This is a genomic window from Loktanella sp. DJP18 (assembly GCF_049310965.1).
In the GTDB taxonomy this organism is placed as follows: domain Bacteria; phylum Pseudomonadota; class Alphaproteobacteria; order Rhodobacterales; family Rhodobacteraceae; genus Loktanella.
The window spans coordinates 1-3052 of record NZ_JBMERN010000237.1 but is presented as its reverse complement, the minus strand read 5'-3'; the positions used below and the strand labels follow the sequence as shown (position 1 = coordinate 3052).

The window sequence follows — 3052 nt, the reverse complement described above, 5'->3', positions numbered from 1 at the left end:
CACCGCGGCTGCGCGCGGCAGCTCACATTGAGCGCAAGTCGCAGACTGCGCAGGTCAGGCTTCAGGGCCGCGCGGCTGACATTGAGCTTTCGGGGTGGCGGCTTTCGCACTGCCAGCGGCGGCCGGACCGAGGACCTGAACTGGGGATGGGAAGCGGCATTTGCGCCGGCCCGCGACGACCGCACATTCCTCCAAGCCTTGTCGGAAGGACTCGACTACGCAAAATGCGCGATGCGCTTCCAGCCGAAATCCGTCAGTGTCATGATCCACGGGCTGATTGCCGAAGGCGAGATGATGGCGGACCTCTTCGGAAGTCTCCTGGATCAGTCAGGGCGCGGAGAGGATGATGTCTCCCGGGCCAAGTGGGAAAAAGTCAGTGACCTGATGGACGGCGTGCGGCTTTCACACGGCCCGAAGGCGCTTACGATGGGACCCTTGGATGAACTCCCCGGCGGATACCTCGGAGCCAAGATTGCGTTCGGCAGGATTCCTGAGGATGAGGATTTCAGCGAAGCGCCCGTGGCGGATGAGGATACGCACTTCGTGTCGTTCAGATGACCGCGAAGCCGTGCTCAATCTGCTCACAAAATCAGAGCTGAACGACGCTTGAAAATGCGTTCGATAATGAGATTTTGCTTCGCGTTTCACGACCTTGACCAAGATTCGATAGGCAGGTCCGTGAGACGGGAAAATAGTTGAGTCCAGACGATAACGAGTGGATTGCAAAAACCTACGGCCCACGCTTAGAACATCCAAAAGCGCGGTTTTGCGAGACGAAGACAGAGGTCTGATCCCAATCATGACCGTTATGAAAGATTTGATTTGTGAACTCCCAGGCGCCCGTAAACACCAAGTCAGCAGATGACATCAGAGAAGAGGGCCTGCTGCGCGCCGCTCTTGCTTCAACGCTGACTTATATGGAGGCCGAAACAGGCTTCGAAGCACCGAAAAAATATGAAGGCGACATCAGGACTGGGACCACTCCGTTTCACGCGGTGGTAAACCTCGAACTGAAGCTGGATATTAAGCAAGAAGATAAAGCGCAACATTCAGACAGATCTCTTCATACATCTGACGCACGAAATCAGATCAATGAGGAGCTTTTGCGACGCCAAGACCTTGACTGGGTGAAGCAGGCAATAGGTCAGCCAACAAACCATGACGACGTATTCGCACCCATCGTCAAGCATTGCTGCGAAACGTGTGACACTTGCAAAGGGTGCGGCTCAGTGACCTGTCACGGCTGCAACGGGAGGAAAAGACTTCCCTGTGGCGTTTCCAATTGCGCGAGCGGACAGGTCCCTTGCACGCGTTGCTCAAACGGGCAGCAGCAGTGCTTTACCTGTCATGGCAACCGCCAGGTTTCACAACCCGCAACCTATCGGGTCAACCCAACAAACGGCGGCTACGAACTCGTCACCCCAGCCAGGATGGTAAACTGCTCGACCTGCGGAGGCTACGGTTACTACGGTACGTGTCATAGTTGCTGGGGCACCAAGCGCGTAACATGCAATAATTGCGCAGGCAGTGCATACGTCACCTGCAATACATGCAGGGGAAACGGAACCTGCACTTGTCAGCAATGCCGCTCCGGCACACGCTACATCACACTGACAGGAACTGCGACAGTCACGCGCAAAACGATCAGAACAAGCTCTGACCAAAAGCAATTTGATCTTTTGATCAAAACAATTCCGGCGATGCTGGAAAACAAGAGCGCAACCCGCGCCGCCAATCTTCAGACAACGCAGTCCGGCAGGTCAGGACGCGTTGAATACGATGCAAAAATTCATGGGGCTTTGATTGTAGAAAATTACACCATCCTTGCAGGTTCAGGGGCTCACAACATCGCAAGTTTTGTGTCCCCAAAGGTTCTGAAGGAAGCAACCGATCCGGTCGCGACAGCGCTACTCGATCGCGACTTTGCCCGCCTGAGTAAAACGCCACTCGGACGATCCGTATTGGAGGAAATCCGACAGCCCAGCAAGGATGGCAAAAAGCATGGACCGCTGGAAAGATATGACGTCGATGACGCGCTCCAGCGCGAAATCGGTGTGTTTCGCAAGGAGTTTGCCAGTCAAGCCAATCGGGGAGCCCGCACATCACGGTTTTTGCTCTATGTCGCCGCCTGCCTTCTTCCGCTAGTCGCATACGAAGAACACGCTCTGCAAACCTTCATCAATGCAGGTCTGACCGACTGGCGCGCACCCCTCGCGGCAACAGTTATACCTGTCCTGGTGGGCGTTATGGCTTATGTCACGATCTTTAGCCGCAAACGCAGTAAGCTCCTCAAGGGGCTTGGTATCGGTAAGGTCTCACTGCCATCACTCAAAAAGGTGCAGGCGGCCATTCTCGCCTCCGTCCTCGTCATCGGCGGCCACATCGCATATATGGCCGCTCCGATGGGGAAGGTTACAATCGCACTCAATGACACAGGCTTGCCAGTCGATTTCGCGACGATTTGCGGTGAGAACCTGCCCCTCCCTACCGCGGTGACATGTGGCAGTCAGACCCTTCTCAGTGTTGTTACGGCGGCCCCTTCGGAAAATATCCCAATCGCGGAGCTTCTCCGGGATTGACCATATTGACACTCGATCAGCTGGACGGTCTGGGCGATCTCGCCGCCGCGGGCCTCGATCCAGGCGTAGCTGTGGAGAGGCACATGGATGCTCGCAGAGCCGCTCGCGACATGGCTGAAGTCATCGCAGGTCATTGGTGCCAGGACTTCGATGCCCACGGTGTCCGAGGCGCGGCGGCCAGGGCTTGCGCCGAAACCCTTGAATGTGGCCGGGTCTAGGTCGCGCACTCACAGTAGCTCATTGCACGACCAAGTGGCCAAAGACATCACGACGCGATTATCATCACGCGGGACAAGGGCACACCTGCCTCTATAAGGATCTGCGAGAGACCATCATCTCCGCGGCGCCAAGCTTTGAGCTTGGTATTTTGCTGCTTTCTTAATGTCAAAACTGTTCCATCCATCAGGGTCCAGGCAAAAATGCCTTTCTCGCCTTGTGAGATGGGCTTCATAGGCAGCTCCGTCAGAGGTCCT

Annotated in this window: 2 protein-coding genes and 1 pseudogene; 2 read left to right on the top strand and 1 reads right to left on the bottom strand. The window is 55.8% G+C overall.

Going from position 1 to position 3052, the window contains the following annotated elements; translation table 11 throughout:
• A pseudogene (locus ACOI1H_RS24475) lies at window positions 1-558 on the top strand (type VI secretion protein ImpB); the annotation flags it as partial.
• Window positions 559-824: 266 nt separating this feature from the next.
• On the top strand, window positions 825-2579 hold the full coding sequence (locus ACOI1H_RS24470) for a hypothetical protein (protein WP_422440838.1): 1755 nt from the start codon (window positions 825-827) through the stop codon (window positions 2577-2579).
• Between the two features lie 265 nt (window positions 2580-2844).
• Here the strand turns inward: ACOI1H_RS24470 and ACOI1H_RS24465 are convergent.
• A partial coding sequence (locus ACOI1H_RS24465) for a hypothetical protein (protein WP_422440836.1) occupies window positions 2845-3052 on the bottom strand: 208 nt, incomplete at its 5' end.